The organism is Methylobacterium sp. CM6244 (assembly GCF_054817885.1).
This window is the reverse complement of sequence record NZ_CM139247.1, coordinates 3,007,159-3,022,781: the sequence shown is the minus strand read 5'-3', so window position 1 is coordinate 3,022,781 and position 15,623 is coordinate 3,007,159. Positions and strand designations below refer to the sequence as shown.

Genomic DNA, 15,623 nt, shown 5'->3' with positions numbered 1-15,623 from the left:
CCGCGTCATTCCGGGCTCTGCTGCGCAGCCCCGGAATGACGTCGTATGTCGGCTAGTAGTGCTCTTCGAAGCGCTTGGCGAGGTCTTCGATGTTCTCCGGCGGCCAGCCGGGGATGTCCATACCGAGATGGAGACCCATCGCGGCCAGAACTTCCTTGATCTCGTTCAGCGACTTGCGGCCGAAATTCGGGGTGCGCAGCATCTCGCCCTCCGACTTCTGGATGAGGTCGCCGATATAGACGATGTTGTCGTTCTTCAGGCAGTTCGCCGAACGCACCGACAGTTCGAGCTCGTCGACCTTCTTGAGCAGGGCCGGGTTGAAGGGGAGCTGCGGCGCGAGCGGCTGCGCCTCTTCCTTGCGGGGCTCCTCGAAGTTCACGAACACCTGGAGCTGGTCCTGGATGATGCGAGCGGCATAAGCCAGCGCATCTTCCGGCGACACGGCGCCATTGGTCTCGATCGTCATCGTCAGCTTGTCCTTGTCGAGATCCTGGCCCTCGCGGGTGGTCTCGATGCGGTAGGACACCTTGGTGACGGGAGAGAACAGCGCATCGACCGGGATGAGGCCGATGGGGGCATCCTCGGGACGGTTGCGCTCGGCCGGGACGTAGCCCTTGCCGGTGGCGACGGTGAATTCCATCCGGATCTCGGCGCCGTCATCGAGGGTGCAGATGACGAGGTCGGGATTGAGGATCTGGATGTCGCCAACGGCGGCGATATCGCCCGCGGTCACGGTGCCGGGGCCGGTCTTGCGCAGCGTCAGGCGCTTGGGGGCTTCCGTCTGAGACCGGATCGCGATGGTCTTGATGTTGAGGACGATGTCGGTCACGTCCTCACGCACGCCGGGGATCGACGAGAATTCGTGGAGAACGCCGTCGATCTGGACCGAGGTCACGGCCGCGCCCTGGAGCGACGACAGCAGGACCCGGCGAAGGGAGTTGCCGAGGGTGGTGCCGAAGCCGCGCTCGAGGGGCTCGGCGACGACGGTGGCGACCCGCTTGGGGTCGTGCCCGGTCGAAACCTGGAGCTTGTTCGGCTTGATGAGCTCTTGCCAGTTCTTCTGTATGACCACGGTCCTACCTCTCGCAATTCCGACACGAGCCACTGACGTGGTCGGTCCCTGAGCCCTTCCCGCGCATCGCCTTGCACGGCTCGGTCTCGAAAAACATGTGCCCGCGAAGCGGCGGGCGGTTAGTGGGCCGCGACCCAAAGTTCCGGGACGAAGCTGTAAGCCCCTCCATCCCGCGCCACGTAGCCCAGCGCCGGAAACTCCAGATGTCCGCCGGTGACGAAGGTTCTCTCGCTCGAGGCTTCGTCCAGCATCCGCTCGCGCACCGCCCTCGCCTCGTCCGGATCGACGTCGAAGACCATCGTGGCCTCCGGACGCTTGAACTGGATCGCCGGCAGATGGATGATGTCGGCCCACATCAGAAGCGATGCCGAGCCCGACACGATACGAAAACCCGTATGGCCAGGCGTATGCCCCGGCAGGGCGACCGCCGTGATGCCCGGAAGGACCTCACCGCCAGTCATCGTCCGCACGCGACCGGAATACGGCGCCACCGCCTTCTGGGCGTTCTCGAAATACGGGCGGGCCCCCTCGGGAGCCCGCGAGATCGCATCGTCCGCAAGCCAATGAGCGGCTTCGGCCTGATGAAGGACGAGTTCCGCATTGGCATAGGTGGCCGACCCATCCTCATGGATCAAGCCACCGGCATGGTCGGGGTGAAGATGCGTGAGCAGCACCGTCTCGATATCGTCCGGGCGGACACCCGTTGCGGCAAGCGCCGCGGGCACCCGACCGAGCGTATCGCCACCGAAATGGCCCATCCCCGAATCGATGAGGATCGGCTTCCGACCGGGCGCTTCGATCAGATAGGCGTTCAGCGTGATCCGAGGGGCCTGCGCGCGAAAGCCGGCCGCCTGAAGCGAGCCGGCCTCGTCCGCCCCGATCCCGGTGACGAGATCGAGGGAGCCTTGAAGGTAACCGTCATTCAGAACGGTGACGGTCAGATCGCCAAGGCTCCAGCGCAACACGCCGGGGAGCGCCTTCACGGCATCGGACACACGCTTCTCCGCTTTCAAACCCAAGGGCAGATCGACGAATCGACTTAGACGCGACGACGCTTGCGCGGACGGCAGCCGTTATGCGGGATCGACGTCACGTCGCGGATCGAGGTGACGGTGAAGCCGGCGGCCTGCAGAGCGCGAAGAGCGGATTCACGGCCCGAACCGGGACCGGACACCTCGACCTCGAGCGTACGCATGCCGTGCTCGGAAGCCTTGCGGGCGGCGTCTTCGGCAGCGACCTGGGCGGCGTAAGGGGTCGACTTACGCGAACCCTTGAAGCCCATGGCGCCAGCGGACGACCAGGAGATGGTGTTGCCCTGCGCGTCGGTGATGGTGATCATCGTGTTGTTGAACGAGGCGTTCACATGGGCCACGCCCGACACGATGTTCTTGCGTTCGCGGCGGCGAATGCGGGTTGCTTCCTTAGCCATTGTCTCTCGTCTCGTCCTTCAGGCGCGCCCGTCATTCCAGGCGCTCGGGATTTTTGCGGTGCTGGCAGCGCGGCTCTGGATGACCGTGCCGCCATACGGGCTGCCGATAGCGGGCCACCCGACGCGACAGAAGGGAGGCAGAGCGAAGCGCTGCCTCCCAATCTCGAAAAATTACTTCTTCTTGCCGGCGATCGGCTTCGACTTGCCCTTGCGGGTGCGCGCATTGGTATGCGTACGCTGACCGCGGACGGGCAGATTGCGGCGGTGACGGAGGCCGCGGTAGCAGCCAAGATCCATCAGGCGCTTGATGTTCATCGACACTTCGCGGCGCAGATCGCCCTCCACGATGTAATCGCGGTCGATCGTCTCGCGGATCGACAGCACTTCGGCGTCGGTCAGCTGGTTCACGCGGCGCTCGGCGGGAATGCCGACCTTGCCGGTGATCTCTTCGGCCTTCTTCGCGCCGATGCCGTGAATATACTGGAGCGCGATGACGACGCGCTTGTTGGTCGGGATGTTGACGCCTGCGATACGGGCCAAGGTCTACTCCATCGGGCGCTCGGACGCTGCGGTCCGGCCCTGCTGTGTCACGCGCGTCCGGTGGAGGCCGGCCCCTGCGCGCCGCCCATAACGACAAATCGGCCCGCAGCGTCTCTTGAACCGAGACACTCCAGACCCATTGCGTATGGACGAATAACGGCCTGCTAGCGCGGGCCGCAGATCTTGTCAACGTCCATCGGACGGTAAATTCAGGAGGCGGTCGCGCTGGCCAACGGTTCGAGCACGGCCATCACTTCGCTGGTGACCTCATCGACCGGATTCATCCCGTCGATGGTCCGGAGCATGCCGAGGCTCGAATAATAAGCCGACAGCGGCGCGGTCTGTGCCCGGAAGGCGGCGAGGCGCGTCTTGAACACGTCGGGGGTGTCGTCCTTGCGCACCGGCTCTCCACGAGCAGCGGTCTCGGCGGCCCGCTTGGCAATGCGGCCCACCAGGATTTCCTCGTTCACCGCGAATTCGATCACGGCATCGAGGGACAGGTTCTTGTCGGCCAGCATCCTGTCGAGGGCAGCTGCCTGCTCAACAGTGCGGGGGAAACCGTCGAGAATGAAGCCCGGACGCGCATCGGCCTCTTCGATCCGGTCGGCGACGATCCCCACCACCACGGAATCCGGGACCAGGCCACCGCTCTCCATGATCGACTTCGCTTCGAGACCGACAGGAGTGCCGGCAGCTACCGCCGCGCGCAGCATGTCGCCCGTGGAAAGCTGCGGAATGCCGAAACGCTCGACGATTCGGGCCGACTGGGTTCCCTTACCGGCTCCAGGTGGTCCGAGCAGAATGATCCGCATAGCGTCGTTGTCCTCGTCCGGTGGCCGCATCGGGCGTTATGGTTCGGGCATCATGGGCGTAGAGAGGCGATGCCTGGACCAGCATCGCCCCGATCGATCGAGCTCGTCGAGCCGGCTTCAGCGACGGCGCGTGGCGCCGCGCAGCTTCGCCTTCTTCACGAGGCCCTCATACTGGTGGGCCATCAGATGGCCGTGGACCTGCGCCACCGTATCCATCGTCACGGAAACGACGATGAGGAGCGAGGTACCGCCGAACCCGAGGCTCGCCGATGCGTAGGAGGCCAGGATCTCCGGCACAAGGCAGACAAAGGTCAAATACAGAGCGCCGATCAACGTGATGCGCGTCAGAACCTTGTCGATGAACGTCGCCGTGCGCTCACCCGGACGAATGCCGGGAATGAAGCCGCCCTGCTTCTTCAGATTGTCCGCCGTCTCCTGCGGGTTGAAGACCACCGCCGTGTAGAAGAACGCGAAGAAGATGATCAGCGCCGCGTAGAGAACCATGTAGAGCGGCCGACCATGGCCGAGATAGGTGGTGATCGTGGCCAGCACGCCGGTGCCGCCGTTATTGGCCGAGAAGCTCGCCACCGTGGCGGGAAGCAGCAGCAGCGACGAGGCGAAGATCGGCGGGATCACGCCGGCCGTGTTCAGCTTCAGCGGCAGGAACGAGGTCTGACCCTCGTACATGCGGTTACCAACCTGGCGCTTGGGGTAGTTGATCAGGAGCCGGCGCTGAGCCCGCTCCATGAACACGATGAAGTAGACGAGGGCGATGGCGGCAAAGCCGACGCCGAGGATGACGGCCGCCGACAGCGCGCCTGTCCGGCTCAGCTCGAGGGCTCCCACGATGGCGGTGGGCAGATGCGCGACGATGCCGGCGAAGATGATGAGCGACGACCCGTTACCGATGCCGCGTGATGTGATCTGCTCGCCGATCCACATCAGGAACAGCGTTCCGCCCGTGAGCGTGATCACCGTGGACAGGATGAAGAACGGTCCCGGATCGATCGCGGCGCTCGAACTCTGCAAGCCAAAGGCGATGCCCCAGCTCTGAACCAGTGCCAGCACGACCGTGAGGTAGCGGGTGTATTGGTTGATGACCTTCCGGCCGGACTCACCCTCTTTCTTCAGCGATTCGAGGCTCGGGATCACCGAGGTGAGAAGCTGAATGATGATGGAGGCCGAGATGTACGGCATGATGTTGAGCGCGAAGATCGCCATGCGCTCGACGGCACCGCCGGAGAACATGTTGAACAAGCCGAGCACGCCACCGGCCTGCTGCTGGAAGTTCCGCGCGAATTGCTCGGGGTCGATGCCGGGAATCGGGATGTAGGTGCCGAGCCGGAACACGACGAGCGCACCCAGCGTGAACCAGATCCGCTTCTTGAGCTCGTCGGCCTTGGCGATGGCCCCGAAATTGAGGTTCGCGGCAAGCTGCTCGGCGGCTGAGGCCATGGCACCGGTTCCTGAGATCGATCCAGATGGGGGATTGAAGGACCCCCGAACAAACTGAAACGGCGGCCACGCGCAGGTCGCACGGGCCGCCGCTCAGAGCTTCGACTTAAAGTCTGCCCCGACGCTACGCAACAGCGGCGTCGGAAGACTTACTCCGCGGACGGCTTGCCGCGGGTGGAGATGCCGGCACCGTAAGCGACGTTCACCGAACCGCCGATCTTCTCGACAGCCTCGACGGCCGACTTCGAAGCGCGGGTGACCTCGAGGGAGAGCTTCGCGGTCAGTTCGCCGACGCCGAGCAGCTTCACGCCGTCACGGGGACGGGCGATGATGCCGGCGGCGATGAGGGTCTCCACCGTGACCACGGCGGAAGCATCGAGACGGCCGGCATCGACAGCCTGCTGGACGCGTCCGAGGTTCACCTCGTTTAGGTCCGTGGAGTACAGGTTGTTGAAGCCGCGCTTGGGCAGGCGACGGTGAAGCGGCATCTGACCGCCCTCGAAGCCCTTGATCGAGACGCCGGTACGGGCCTTCTGACCCTTGACGCCGCGACCAGCGGTCTTGCCCTTGCCGGAGCCGATGCCCCGGCCGACGCGCATCCGGTTCTTGGTTGCGCCGTCGTTATCGTGGATTTCGTTCAGTTTCATGATGCCCTCCCTCAGGCCGCGTCGTCGAGGACGCGCACGAGGTGATGCACCTTGCGGATCATGCCGCGCACGGAGGGGGTATCCTCCAGCGTAGCGACCCGGTGCAGCTTGTTGAGCTTAAGGCCGATCAGCGTCGCACGCTGGTCGCCCTCGCGGCGGATGGGCGAGCCGATCTGCTCGACGCGGAGAGTCTTAGTTGCCATTGCACCCTCCCCTTAAGCGACTGCGGCTTCGGACAGGTCAGAAGGATCGGCATCGCGACGGCGAGCCTGAAGCGTCGACACCTTGAGACCCCGACGGGCCGCGACGGCGCGCGGGCTGTCCTCGTTCTTCAGCGCCTCGAAGGTGGCACGGACGAGGTTGTAGGGGTTCGACGAACCGAGCGACTTCGCCACGACGTCCTGCATGCCCAGCGTCTCGAAGACGGCGCGCATCGGACCGCCGGCGATGATGCCGGTACCCTGCGGCGCAGCGCGGAGAATGACCTTACCCGCGCCGTGACGTCCGTAGACGTCGTGGTGAAGGGTACGACCTTCGCGCAGAGCGACGCGGACGAGACCGCGCTTGGCCGCTTCCGTTGCCTTGCGGATCGCCTCAGGCACTTCGCGCGCCTTACCGTGGCCGAAGCCGACGCGACCCTTCTGGTCGCCGACGACGACGAGAGCAGCGAAGCCGAAGCGACGACCACCCTTCACCACCTTGGCGACGCGGTTGATGTGGACGAGCTTGTCCACGAATTCGCTGTCGCGCTCCTCGCGCTCATCGCGGCGGCCGCGGCCCCCGCCTTCCCGTTCACGTGCCATGTTTGAATCCTGTCTCACTGACGCGGGCGGCGGAGCCCGCTCGCTTGATAGCTTGTCCGAGGGACGGCCTGCGCCGCCCCTCCCCGCCTGATTTTAGAACTCGAGGCCACCCTCACGGGCGGCGTCGGCGAGCGCCTTGACGCGCCCGTGATAGATGTAGCCCGAACGGTCGAAGATCACCTTGGTGACTCCGGCAGCCTTGGCGCGCTCGGCGACGAGCTTGCCGACGGCCGCTGCCGCTGCCGTATCGGCACCGGTCTTCAGGCCCGAGCGGAGATCTTTGTCGAGGGTCGAAGCGGCGGCGAGGGTCTTGCCCTCGGCGTCGTCGATGACCTGGACGTAGATCTGCTTGGAGGAACGGAACACCGAAAGCCGGGGCCGTCCATTCGCCGCCGCCCGCAGCGCGCGGCGCACACGCGCCTTGCGGCGGTCGAGTGCATCGATTTTGCGTGACATGATGGCCGGCCCTTACTTCTTCTTGCCTTCCTTGCGGAAGATGAACTCACCCGCGTACCGCACGCCCTTGCCCTTGTAGGGCTCGGGACCACGATAGTCGCGAATCTCGGCTGCCACCTGTCCCACCACCTGCCGGTCGATGCCGGAGATGACGATCTCGGTGGGCTTGGGCACCGCGATCGTGATCCCAACGGGGATCTCGTACTCGATGTCGTGGCTGTAGCCGAGGGAGAGCTTGAGGGCCTTGCCGGCCATGGCGGCACGATAGCCAACGCCGGTGATCTCGAGCTTCTTCTCGAAACCCTTGGAGACGCCCTCGACGAGGTTCGCCACCTGGGCCCGGGAGGTGCCCCACAGCGAGCGGGCCTCCTTGGTCTGGTTCTTGGGCAGCACCGAGACGGCACCGTCCTCGAACTTCACGTCCACCACGTTGGGGACGATATACTGGAGCTCGCCCTTGGAGCCCTTCATCTTCACCGTTTGACCGGTCACCGTGGCCGTCACACCGGACGGGACGGGAACGGGCTTCTTGCCTACGCGAGACATAGCCTTTCCTCCAAGTCCGAGATCAGAACACCTTGCAGAGCACTTCGCCGCCAACGTTGCGCTCACGCGCCTCGTGGTCGGCCATGACGCCCTGCGGGGTGGACACGATGGTGACGCCGAGGCCGTCGGCGACGCGGGGAAGTTCGCTCACGGCCGAATAGACGCGGCGGCCGGGCTTCGAAACGCGCTGGATCGAGCGGATGACGGGCTGGCCGTCATAGTACTTGAGCTCGATCGAGAACTCGGTACGGCCGTTGCCGAAATCGGTCGTTGCGTAATCGCGGATGTAGCCCTCAGCCTTGAGGACGTCGAGAACGCTTGCACGGAGACGCGAGCCGGGCGTCTGAACGACGTTGCGGCGGCGCATCTGGCCGTTGCGGATGCGGGTGAGCATATCACCCACGGGATCGTTGACCATGGTGCCTGCTCCTTACCAGCTCGACTTGACCAGACCGGGAATGAGACCCCGGTTGCCAAGTTCCCGAAGCGCCACACGCGAGATGCCCATCTTGCGGTAGAAGGCGCGGGGACGTCCCGTCATGCCGCAACGATTGCGGATACGGGTCGCCGACGAGTTGCGGGGCAGTTCCGCGAGCTTGAGGCGAGCTTCGAAGCGCTCCTCCATCTCGATGCTTTCGTTGTTGGCGGTCGCAAGGAGGGCCTTACGCTTGGCGGCGAACCGCTTCACCAGTTCCTTGCGGTGATTATTCTTCTCGACTGAGCTTTTCTTTGCCATGTCTCTCTCCAGTGTCCGCGTCTAAGCGCTTTTCAGCACTTACTGCCGGAACGGGAATCGGAATTGCGAGAGGAGCGCACGTGCCTCGGCATCGGTACGGGCCGATGTCTGGATCACGATGTCCATGCCCCAGGTGGCATCGGCCTTGTCGTAGGAGATCTCCGGGAACACCAGGTGCTCCTTGAGGCCCAACGCGTAATTGCCGTTGCCGTCGAACGAACGGGGGTTCAGGCCGCGGAAGTCACGAACGCGCGGAAGCGCGATGGTGATCAGGCGGTCCATGAACTCGTACATCCGGTGCTTGCGCAGGGTGACCTTGCAGCCAATCGGCATGCCTTCGCGGACCTTGAAGGTCGCGATGGCCTTGCGGGCCTTGGTGATGACCGGCTTCTGGCCGGCGATCAGCGCAAGGTCGCCGGCTGCGATGGAGGCCTTCTTGGAATCGGCGGTGGACTCGCCGACGCCCATGTTGATCACGATCTTCTCGATGACCGGAACCTGCATGGGGTTCTTGTAGCCGAACTCTTCGATCAGCTTCTGGCGGACGACCTCATCGTAGTGCTTGCGCAGACGAGGGGTGTACGCGTCGTTGTTCTTCTCAGCCATCGATCAGATCCCCCGAGCGCTTGGCGAACCGGACCTTGCGGCCGTCGTCGAGAATGCGGAAACCAACGCGCGTCGGCTGACCGTCTTTCGGGTCGGCGATCGCGATGTTGGACAGATGAATCGCGGCTTCCTTGGAGATGATGCCGCCTTCCTGGTTCTGCGTCTGCTTCTGGTGCTTCTTGACCAGATTGACCCCGCGCACGAGCGCACGGTCTTCCTTCGGCATCACCTGGATGACCTCGCCGGAGCGACCTTTGTCGCGACCGGTGAGAATGACGACCTTGTCGCCCTTCTTGACCTTGGCAGCCATCACAGCACCTCCGGAGCGAGCGAGATGATCTTCATGTGGTTCCGGGCGCGCAACTCGCGCGGCACGGGTCCGAAGATACGGGTGCCGATCGGCTCTTTCTGATTGTTGATCAGGACAGCGGCGTTCTTGTCGAACCGGATCACGGATCCGTCGGCGCGCTTCACTTCCTTGGCGGTGCGAACGACGACGGCCTTCATGACGTCGCCCTTCTTCACGCGGCCGCGGGGAATGGCCTCCTTCACCGAGACGACGATGATATCGCCGACACCGGCATACTTGCGCTTCGACCCGCCGAGAACCTTGATGCACATCACGCGACGCGCACCAGAATTGTCGGCGACGTCCAGATTCGTCTGCATCTGGATCACGAGAGTGACCTTTCCTTGTTTCAGACGGGTTTCCGCACACGGACGGTATTGTCCGGCGGACGACGTCTGATGGGGATCTGATGTCCCCGGCTCATATAGAAGGACCGCGCATTCGGCGTTTCTCAACGCCGGCGCGGTCACCGCGGTCCAGGGTGTGAACACCCTTTTGCATGTCGCGAAGGACGGCCTATTACTAGAGAGGGAGGCGCTGCGCAAGAGCAAAGACGCGCAGCTGCGCTGCAGACAGCAATCCAGGCCGGGTCTTCATGAAAGTGCCCGAACGGCCGTCTCCGACGCCGACAGCCATCCTGACGGGCGCCGTCGGTGGTACGCGTTGAATGGTGGAACCGAACGCTCGGCGGAACTGAACAGGTGTTCGCGGTCGAAGTCGAATGTTTCGAGCACGCTTCATCGGCCGTGCGGTGCGACCGACAGAGGCCCATGCGCCTCGATGAATCGCTGGTTCTTCGCGAGTCGAAATAAGACGCAAAAAAGCGGGCGCAGAAACTGCGCCCGCTTTAACGACACTGCATCGGTCTCACGCTTCGGCGGAAGGTGATTCCACAGTGGCAGCGCCACCTTCGATGAGCTTCCAGGTCTTGGTCTTCGAGAACGGACGGCACTCTTCGATCGACACGGTCTGGCCGACCTTGGCGACGTTCGTCTCGTCGTGGGCGTGGTAATTCTTCGAACGACGGACGGTCTTCTTCATCACCGGATGGGTGAAGCGACGCTCCACCTTCACGACGATGGTCTTCTCGCCCTTGTCGCTGACGACGACGCCCTGCAATACGCGCTTCGGCATGGTGTACTCCTCAGGCCTGCGCGGACTTCAGCGTCTTCTGACGCTGGAGAGTGCGAACGCGGGCGATATCGCGGCGGACCTCACGGACGCGGGCGACGTTCTCGAGCTGGCCGGTGGCGCCCTGGAAGCGTAAGTTGAACTGCTCCTTCTTCAGGTTCAGCAGCTCATCGTTCAGCTGATCGGGCGACAGGGCGGCCAGATCCGACTGTCTCTGTGACGACTTCATGATCCCCTCCCCTTAGTCAGCGATGCGCTGAACGACGCGCGTGCGGATCGGGAGCTTCGCCGCACCGAGGCGGAGAGCCTCTTTGGCGATGTCCTCGGCGACGCCGTCGACTTCGAACATGATACGTCCGGGATGCACGCGGGCAGCCCAGAACTCGGGTGCACCCTTACCGGAGCCCATGCGGACTTCGGTGGGCTTTGCCGTGACCGGGACGTCCGGGAAGATCCGGATCCAGACACGGCCCTGACGCTTCATCTCACGGGTGATCGCGCGGCGGGCCGCCTCGATCTGACGTGCGGTGACGCGCTCGGGCTCCACGGCCTTGAGGCCGAAGGTCCCGAAATTGAGGTCGAAGCCGCCCTTGGCCGCACCGTGGATGCGACCCTTGAACTGCTTACGAAACCTGGTCTTCTTGGGTTGCAACATGGCAGCCTCTCAACACCTTCTATGGCTAACGGGCGTACGCGATCACGCTTTAAGCGTGTTCGCGCCGGCCGCGCTCGCGGCCACCCTCGCCATCGCGCTCGCGACGTCCGCCCGAACGGCCGCCTTCTTCCTGAGCGCGCTTGTCCTGCGCCATCGGGTCGTGCTCAAGGATTTCGCCCTTGAACACCCACACCTTGATTCCGCACGTCCCGTAGGTCGTGAAGGCGGTCGCCACGCCGTAATCGACATCCGCGCGCAGGGTATGCAGCGGGACACGACCTTCGCGGTACCATTCCTGACGAGCGATCTCAGCGCCGCCGAGACGACCCGAGCAATTGATCCGGATGCCTTCGGCACCGAGACGCATGGCCGACTGCACGGCGCGCTTCATGGCACGACGGAAGGCGACACGGCGCTCGAGCTGCTGGGCAATCGAATCGGCCACCAGGGTGGCGTCGATCTCGGGCTTGCGCACCTCGACGATGTTGATCGTCACGTCGGCCTTGGTCAGGGTGCCGACGAGCTTGCGCAGCTTCTCGATATCCGCGCCCTTCTTGCCGATCACCACGCCGGGACGACCCGAGTGAATGGTGACGCGGCACTTCCGGTGCGGACGCTCGATGACGATCTTGGAAACGGCAGCCTGCTTAAGCTGCTTCATGAGGGCGGCGCGGATAGCGACGTCCTCGTGCATGAGCTTCGCGTATTCACCCTTCTGGGCGAACCAGCGGGAGTCCCAGGTCCGGTTGATACCGAGCCGAAGACCGATCGGATTGACTTTCTGGCCCATCAGGTCCTCCTCACGCCGCTTCGGCGGTCGGGACTTCGCGCACCACGATGGTGAGGTTCGCGAAGGGCTTCAGGATGCGGGCGCCGCGGCCACGTGCACGAGCATGGAAACGCTTGAGCACGAGTGCCTTGCCGACGAAGGCCTCGGAGACGACGAGATCGTCGACATCGAGGTCATGATTGTTCTCGGCATTAGCGATGGCGCTCTCGAGGCACTTCTTGACCTCGCGGGCGATCCGCTTGCGGGAGAATTCCAGGTCGGCCAAAGCCGACTCGACCTTCTTACCGCGGATGAGTTGCGCAACGAGATTGAGCTTCTGAGGGCTCACGCGCAGCATGCGCGCGACGGCCTTCGCTTCGTTCTCGGGGAGCGCGCGGGGGGTGGCTTGCTTGCCCATCTCAGCGCCTCTTCGCCTTCTTGTCGGCTGCGTGGCCGTGGAAGGTACGGGTCGGCGAGAACTCGCCGAACTTATGACCGACCATCTCCTCGGACACATAGACCGGGATATGCTTCTGTCCGTTGTGCACACCGAAGGTGAGCCCGACGAACTGCGGCAGGATCGTGGAGCGACGGCTCCAGATCTTGATGACTTCGTTGCGGCTGGATCCGCGAGCGGTCTCAGCCTTCTTGAGGAGGTAGCCGTCGATGAACGGCCCCTTCCAGAGCGAGCGTGCCATGAGGGTTACTTCTTGCGGTTGTGACGGCTGGCGAGAATGAAGACATCGGTCCGCTTGTTGGAGCGGGTCTTCTTTCCCTTGGTGGGCACGCCCCAGGGCGTGACCGGATTACGGCCGCCCGAGGTGCGACCCTCACCACCGCCGTGCGGGTGATCGACCGGGTTCATGGCAACGCCGCGAACGTGCGGGCGCTTGCCGAGCCAGCGGTTGCGACCGGCTTTGCCGAGCGAGATGTTCATGTGGTCCGGGTTCGACACCGCACCGATGCTGGCGAAGCACTGACCGTGCACCAGGCGCTGTTCACCCGAATTCAGGCGCAGCGTGACATAACCCTGGTCGCGCCCGACGATCTGAGCGTAGTTGCCGGCGGAACGGGCAATCGCGCCGCCCTTGCCGATCTTCAGCTCGATATTGTGGACGATCGTCCCCACCGGCATGTTGCCGACCGGTCCGGCATTGCCCGGCTTCACGTCGACCTGTTCGGCCGCGATCACCGTGTCGCCCGGCGACAGACGCTGGGGAGCCAGGATGTAGCTCTGCACGCCGTCCGGATAGGTGATGAGCGCGATGAACGCCGTACGGTTGGGATCGTACTCGATCCGCTCCACCGTCGCGGCGACGCCGAGCTGCTCGCGCCGCTTGAAATCGACGTTGCGCAGGGTGCGCTTGTGACCACCGCCGCGGAAGCGGACGGTGATGCGACCGAGGTTGTTGCGGCCGCCCGAGGACGACTTGCCCTCGGTGAGCTTCTTGACCGGCTTGCCCTTGTAGAGCTCACGGCGGTCGACGAGCACGAGCTGGCGAAGGCTCGGCGTGACCGGTTTGAATGTCTTCAAGGCCATCGGCTTGATCCTAACGCTTTTCGTGTCAGAGCCCGGTCGTGACGTCGATCGTCTCACCCTCGGCGAGGGTCACGATCGCTTTCTTCACGTCCGAACGCTGTCCGCGAAGCCCGCGGAAAATCTTCTTCTTGCCCTTGGTGACGAGCGTGTTCACGCCCGTGACCTTGACGTCGAACAGCTTCTCGACCGCCTCTTTGATCTGCGGCTTGGTAGCCTTCGGGGAGACCCGGAAGACGACCTTGTTCTGTTCGGTGAGGTTCGTCGCCTTCTCGGTGATGACCGGGGAGACGATGATGTCGTAGTGGCGCGGATCGGCACTCATTTGAATCGCGCCTCCAGCGCATCGATCGCTGCGCGCGTCAGCACGAGCTTGTCGCGACGCAGGATGTCGTAGACGTTGATGCCCTGGACCGGCAGGACGTCGATCTGCGGGATGTTGCGGGCGGCGCGACCGAAGTTCACGTCGACCTCAGCACCGCTGATGATCAGCGCGCTGGACAGGCCCATCTTCTCGAAGCGCTCGACCAGGTTCCGGGTCTTGCCTTCGGCGAGCGTCACGTCGTCCACGATGATCAAGGTCTCGGCCTTCACCTTCGCCGAGAGGGCGTGGCGAAGAGCGAGGGCACGCACCTTCTTCGGGAGGTCATGGGCATGACTGCGCACGACCGGGCCGAAGGCACGTCCACCGCCGCGGAACTGCGGAGCGGAGGCAGCGCCGTGACGAGCGTTACCGGTGCCCTTCTGCTTGTACAGCTTCTTGCGCGTCCGGTTGACGTCCGAGCGGTTCTTGACCGCATGGGTGCCGGCCTGACGCTTGGCGAGCTGCCAGCGCACCATACGCTGGAGAAGGTCGGCGCGGGGCTCGAGACCGAAGATGGTCTCGTCCAGGTCAATGGACCCGGCGCCGTCGCCGTCGAGAGTGGTGATATCGAGCTTCATCACGCGTTCTCCTCGGAAGCGGGAGCCTCGGGAGCCGGAGCTTCGGTGGCGGGAGCAGCGGAAGAACCGTTCTCACGGAACTTGCCGGGCTGCGGCACGTCGGCGGGGAGCTTGCGCTTCACCGCGTCGCGGATCTGGATCCAGCCGCCGGCGACACCGGGGACGGCGCCTTCGACGAGGATGAGGCCACGCTCAGGATCCGTGCGCACGACGCGCAGGTTCTGGGTCGTGACCCGGTCGACGCCCATGTGACCGGGCATCTTCTTGTTCTTGAAGGTCTTGCCCGGGTCCTGGCGGCCACCGGTCGAACCGATCGAACGGTGCGAGATGGACACGCCGTGGGTGGCACGAAGACCGCCGAAGTTCCAGCGCTTCATACCGCCGGCAAAGCCCTTACCCGTGGTCGTGCCCGTCACGTCGACGAACTGGCCGGGGATGAAGTGATCGGCGGTGATCTCGGCGCCGACCGGGATCAGCGCGTCCTCGGACACGCGGAACTCGGCGAGCTTCTGCTTGGGCTCGACCTTGGCGACCGCGAACCGGCCGCGCTCGGCAGCCGACACGTTCTTCACCTTGGCCTTGCCGACGCCGACCTGAAGGGCGACGTAGCCATTCTTCTCGACGGTACGGTGGGCAACCACCTGACATTGATCGATTTTAAGCACTGTCACGGGGACATGTTCGCCAGCATCCGTAAAGATGCGGGTCATGCCGACCTTCTGTGCAATGACGCCTGAGCGCATAGGTGTCTCCCTCGCGCGATTCTACGGTAAGCTCTAAATCCCCGCGGGACTTAGAGCTTGATCTCCACGTCCACGCCGGCGGCGAGGTCGAGCTTCATCAGCGCGTCCACGGTCTGCGGCGTCGGATCGACGATATCGAGGACGCGCTTGTGGGTGCGCATCTCGAACTGCTCGCGCGACTTCTTGTCGATGTGCGGCGAGCGGTTGACGGTGAACTTCTCGATATGCGTCGGCAGCGGGATCGGACCACGAATGGTCGCGCCGGTGCGCTTGGCCGTCGACACGATCTCGCGGGTTGAGGCATCGAGGATGCGATGATCGAACGCCTTGAGGCGAATGCGGATATTCTGACCGTTCATGACCTGAAACCTTGGCGGGACTTAATAAGGGGCGGG

At 64.1% G+C, this 15,623-nt stretch carries 27 protein-coding genes; all 27 read right to left on the bottom strand.

Annotated elements, in window-relative coordinates:
* Positions 1-52: 52 nt before the first annotated feature.
* The 27 genes from ACYQML_RS14040 to rpsJ all read right to left on the bottom strand — a co-directional run bounded on the left by ACYQML_RS14040 (position 53) and on the right by rpsJ (position 15,587).
* The gene (locus ACYQML_RS14040) at positions 53-1,090 is read right to left on the bottom strand and encodes a DNA-directed RNA polymerase subunit alpha (RefSeq protein ID WP_200919091.1); all 1,038 of its coding nucleotides are present in this window, start codon (positions 1,088-1,090) and stop codon (positions 53-55) included.
* Positions 1,091-1,191: 101 nt separating this feature from the next.
* A complete protein-coding gene (locus tag ACYQML_RS14035; protein WP_461233131.1) occupies positions 1,192-2,067 on the bottom strand; it encodes an MBL fold metallo-hydrolase in 876 nt (291 codons plus the stop codon).
* A 44-nt stretch (positions 2,068-2,111) separates the two neighbouring features.
* Positions 2,112-2,501: a 30S ribosomal protein S11 gene (rpsK, locus tag ACYQML_RS14030; protein ID WP_018044206.1), complete on the bottom strand. Its 390-nt coding sequence runs from the start codon at positions 2,499-2,501 to the stop codon at positions 2,112-2,114.
* 171 nt (positions 2,502-2,672) lie between these two features.
* Positions 2,673-3,041: a 30S ribosomal protein S13 gene (rpsM, locus tag ACYQML_RS14025; RefSeq protein WP_018044207.1), complete on the bottom strand. Its 369-nt coding sequence runs from the start codon at positions 3,039-3,041 to the stop codon at positions 2,673-2,675.
* 209 nt (positions 3,042-3,250) lie between these two features.
* Positions 3,251-3,853, bottom strand: a complete 603-nt coding sequence (locus tag ACYQML_RS14020) for an adenylate kinase (RefSeq protein ID WP_056427687.1) — start codon at positions 3,851-3,853, stop codon at positions 3,251-3,253.
* Positions 3,854-3,970: 117 nt separating this feature from the next.
* Positions 3,971-5,308: a preprotein translocase subunit SecY gene (gene secY / locus ACYQML_RS14015; protein ID WP_056427383.1), complete on the bottom strand. Its 1,338-nt coding sequence runs from the start codon at positions 5,306-5,308 to the stop codon at positions 3,971-3,973.
* Positions 5,309-5,457: 149 nt separating this feature from the next.
* Positions 5,458-5,955: a 50S ribosomal protein L15 gene (gene rplO / locus ACYQML_RS14010; protein WP_461233130.1), complete on the bottom strand. Its 498-nt coding sequence runs from the start codon at positions 5,953-5,955 to the stop codon at positions 5,458-5,460.
* An 11-nt stretch (positions 5,956-5,966) separates the two neighbouring features.
* Positions 5,967-6,158, bottom strand: coding sequence for a 50S ribosomal protein L30 (gene rpmD, locus ACYQML_RS14005; protein WP_018044211.1), 192 nt, complete (start codon positions 6,156-6,158; stop codon positions 5,967-5,969).
* 12 nt (positions 6,159-6,170) lie between these two features.
* Positions 6,171-6,758 carry a 30S ribosomal protein S5 gene (gene rpsE / locus ACYQML_RS14000; RefSeq protein WP_018044212.1) on the bottom strand — a complete coding sequence of 196 codons (588 nt, stop codon included), beginning with the start codon at positions 6,756-6,758 and terminating at the stop codon, positions 6,171-6,173.
* 93 nt (positions 6,759-6,851) lie between these two features.
* Entirely contained in the window at positions 6,852-7,214 is a 363-nt protein-coding gene (gene rplR, locus ACYQML_RS13995) for a 50S ribosomal protein L18 (protein ID WP_018044213.1), read from the bottom strand.
* 12 nt (positions 7,215-7,226) lie between these two features.
* Entirely contained in the window at positions 7,227-7,760 is a 534-nt protein-coding gene (gene rplF, locus ACYQML_RS13990; protein WP_056427377.1) for a 50S ribosomal protein L6, read from the bottom strand.
* Between the two features lie 22 nt (positions 7,761-7,782).
* Positions 7,783-8,178 (bottom strand): 30S ribosomal protein S8, encoded by a 396-nt coding sequence (gene rpsH, locus ACYQML_RS13985; RefSeq protein ID WP_056427374.1) that lies wholly within the window; start codon positions 8,176-8,178, stop codon positions 7,783-7,785.
* Between the two features lie 12 nt (positions 8,179-8,190).
* Positions 8,191-8,496 carry a 30S ribosomal protein S14 gene (rpsN, locus tag ACYQML_RS13980; RefSeq protein WP_461233129.1) on the bottom strand — a complete coding sequence of 102 codons (306 nt, stop codon included), beginning with the start codon at positions 8,494-8,496 and terminating at the stop codon, positions 8,191-8,193.
* 39 nt (positions 8,497-8,535) lie between these two features.
* The gene (gene rplE, locus ACYQML_RS13975; RefSeq protein ID WP_056427367.1) at positions 8,536-9,102 is read right to left on the bottom strand and encodes a 50S ribosomal protein L5; all 567 of its coding nucleotides are present in this window, start codon (positions 9,100-9,102) and stop codon (positions 8,536-8,538) included.
* The gene (gene rplX / locus ACYQML_RS13970) at positions 9,095-9,412 is read right to left on the bottom strand and encodes a 50S ribosomal protein L24 (protein ID WP_018044218.1); all 318 of its coding nucleotides are present in this window, start codon (positions 9,410-9,412) and stop codon (positions 9,095-9,097) included. Before rplX ends, rplE begins: the two co-directional genes overlap by 8 nt.
* Positions 9,412-9,780, bottom strand: coding sequence for a 50S ribosomal protein L14 (gene rplN, locus ACYQML_RS13965; RefSeq protein WP_018044219.1), 369 nt, complete (start codon positions 9,778-9,780; stop codon positions 9,412-9,414). The genes rplX and rplN overlap by 1 nt, the downstream gene beginning before the upstream one ends.
* A 538-nt stretch (positions 9,781-10,318) precedes the next feature.
* Complete coding sequence (gene rpsQ / locus ACYQML_RS13960; protein WP_056427364.1) at positions 10,319-10,585, bottom strand: 30S ribosomal protein S17; 267 nt, start codon at positions 10,583-10,585, stop codon at positions 10,319-10,321.
* A gap of 10 nt (positions 10,586-10,595) precedes the next feature.
* Positions 10,596-10,811 carry a 50S ribosomal protein L29 gene (gene rpmC / locus ACYQML_RS13955; RefSeq protein WP_018044221.1) on the bottom strand — a complete coding sequence of 72 codons (216 nt, stop codon included), beginning with the start codon at positions 10,809-10,811 and terminating at the stop codon, positions 10,596-10,598.
* Positions 10,812-10,823: 12 nt separating this feature from the next.
* Positions 10,824-11,237 carry a 50S ribosomal protein L16 gene (gene rplP / locus ACYQML_RS13950; protein WP_056251136.1) on the bottom strand — a complete coding sequence of 138 codons (414 nt, stop codon included), beginning with the start codon at positions 11,235-11,237 and terminating at the stop codon, positions 10,824-10,826.
* A 49-nt stretch (positions 11,238-11,286) separates the two neighbouring features.
* Complete coding sequence (rpsC, locus tag ACYQML_RS13945) at positions 11,287-12,027, bottom strand: 30S ribosomal protein S3 (RefSeq protein WP_018044223.1); 741 nt, start codon at positions 12,025-12,027, stop codon at positions 11,287-11,289.
* Between the two features lie 10 nt (positions 12,028-12,037).
* Positions 12,038-12,424: a 50S ribosomal protein L22 gene (rplV, locus tag ACYQML_RS13940; RefSeq protein WP_018044224.1), complete on the bottom strand. Its 387-nt coding sequence runs from the start codon at positions 12,422-12,424 to the stop codon at positions 12,038-12,040.
* A 1-nt stretch (position 12,425) separates the two neighbouring features.
* Positions 12,426-12,704: a 30S ribosomal protein S19 gene (gene rpsS / locus ACYQML_RS13935; protein WP_018044225.1), complete on the bottom strand. Its 279-nt coding sequence runs from the start codon at positions 12,702-12,704 to the stop codon at positions 12,426-12,428.
* Positions 12,705-12,709: 5 nt separating this feature from the next.
* Entirely contained in the window at positions 12,710-13,546 is an 837-nt protein-coding gene (rplB, locus tag ACYQML_RS13930) for a 50S ribosomal protein L2 (RefSeq protein WP_056427361.1), read from the bottom strand.
* 25 nt (positions 13,547-13,571) lie between these two features.
* The gene (locus tag ACYQML_RS13925; protein ID WP_018044227.1) at positions 13,572-13,868 is read right to left on the bottom strand and encodes a 50S ribosomal protein L23; all 297 of its coding nucleotides are present in this window, start codon (positions 13,866-13,868) and stop codon (positions 13,572-13,574) included.
* Positions 13,865-14,485 (bottom strand): 50S ribosomal protein L4, encoded by a 621-nt coding sequence (gene rplD / locus ACYQML_RS13920; RefSeq protein WP_461233128.1) that lies wholly within the window; start codon positions 14,483-14,485, stop codon positions 13,865-13,867. Before rplD ends, ACYQML_RS13925 begins: the two co-directional genes overlap by 4 nt.
* Positions 14,485-15,228 carry a 50S ribosomal protein L3 gene (gene rplC, locus ACYQML_RS13915; RefSeq protein ID WP_018044229.1) on the bottom strand — a complete coding sequence of 248 codons (744 nt, stop codon included), beginning with the start codon at positions 15,226-15,228 and terminating at the stop codon, positions 14,485-14,487. The genes rplD and rplC overlap by 1 nt, the downstream gene beginning before the upstream one ends.
* A gap of 50 nt (positions 15,229-15,278) precedes the next feature.
* On the bottom strand, positions 15,279-15,587 hold the full coding sequence (gene rpsJ, locus ACYQML_RS13910; RefSeq protein WP_018044230.1) for a 30S ribosomal protein S10: 309 nt from the start codon (positions 15,585-15,587) through the stop codon (positions 15,279-15,281).
* Positions 15,588-15,623 lie beyond the last annotated feature (36 nt).